This is a genomic window from Stenotrophomonas sp. 278, assembly GCF_003935715.1.
Taxonomy (GTDB): Bacteria; Pseudomonadota; Gammaproteobacteria; order Xanthomonadales; family Xanthomonadaceae; genus Stenotrophomonas; species Stenotrophomonas maltophilia_AH.
Map to the genome: position 1 here is coordinate 1 of NZ_RHPP01000299.1, position 1126 is coordinate 1126.

1 protein-coding gene and 1 pseudogene are annotated in these 1126 nt (G+C 69.3%); both read right to left on the minus strand.

The genetic code is table 11. The features are described 5' to 3' along the window. Positions 1-535, minus strand: a pseudogene (locus tag EGJ34_RS21795) (hypothetical protein); the annotation flags it as partial. Continuing rightward, the coding region (locus tag EGJ34_RS21800) for an MFS transporter (protein ID WP_148100561.1) at positions 532-1126 on the minus strand (595 nt) is incomplete at its 5' end. The pseudogene EGJ34_RS21795 and the gene EGJ34_RS21800, both read right to left, overlap by 4 nt.

Genomic DNA, 1126 nt, shown 5'->3' on the forward strand with positions numbered 1-1126 from the left:
GGTCGCCCGGCAGCGCCGCGACGAACGGAGCCACACCGGCATCCTGGCCCAGGCGCAGCGCCAAGGCATGCGGGTCGATCGGCGCGGTGGCGTTCACGTGCAGGCTGCGTGCCAGCACCACTTTGCGCAGCGGCGTGTAAGGGTTGGCCAACGTGTCCAGCGCGTGTTCCACAGCGCGGGCATACGCGTCGGGTGTCGGTTCGCTGCGGATATCGCCCACGAACGCCGGCACCCCGTTGTCGCCTGACGGTAATGCGTTCATCAACGACACCGGTTGGTACAGCACATCCCACCCGGTTGGATCGAACGGCAGCGCCCCCACCAGCAGCGGCAGGCCGGCGGGTGCGGCATCGAAGAAGGTGTTTACCCGCTCCTGCAATGTCGCAGTGCCACCTGCAGGCAGCATCGCGCGGCAGCCGCGGGCATCCAGCGTGCGCGTGCCGGTGCGCAGCAGGAAGCCCGGCGCGGCGTCGTCCAGTTGAATACCGCCGAACATGTCTTCGTTCGCGCTGGTGAAGTACAAGGCCTCGCTCATGGCGCGCGCCTCGCATGCAGTGTCGCCGCGATGGACAGCGCCAACAGCAGCACGCCGACCAGCAGGTAAGGCATCGGAGGGGCCACCCGATACAGCAGCGTGCCGACCATCGGTCCGATCACCATGCCGAACCCCTGCACGGACGCCACTGCACCGGCAGCGGCCCCTTGTTCGTGCGCGTCCACCGAATCGGCGGCCAGCGCCTGGAATGACGGAAACACGAAACCCATCCCGAACGCCGCCACCGCATAAGTCGCCAGCAGCTGCCACGGTGCCTGGACCAGGGCCACCGATGCGAAGCCGATGCCGGAAATCAGCGCGCCCACGGCGATCCAGCGCCGCGGCGGCACGCCTTTGAGTTTCATCACCCCGATCTGGGCCAGGATCAGGCCCACCCCGACCGCGGTCAGCGCCAGGCCGGCCATGCGCGCGCCGTCCGCCGGGCTCAGGCGCAGCCGATCGATGGCGAAGAAGCCCACCGTCACCTGCGCGATGGTCACCGAGATCATCGCCAGCAACACCGCCAGCACCGGCAGGCGCAGGCGCGGGTCATGCCAGGCCAGCGTGCTGCGTGGCCGGTCGGCGGCGGTC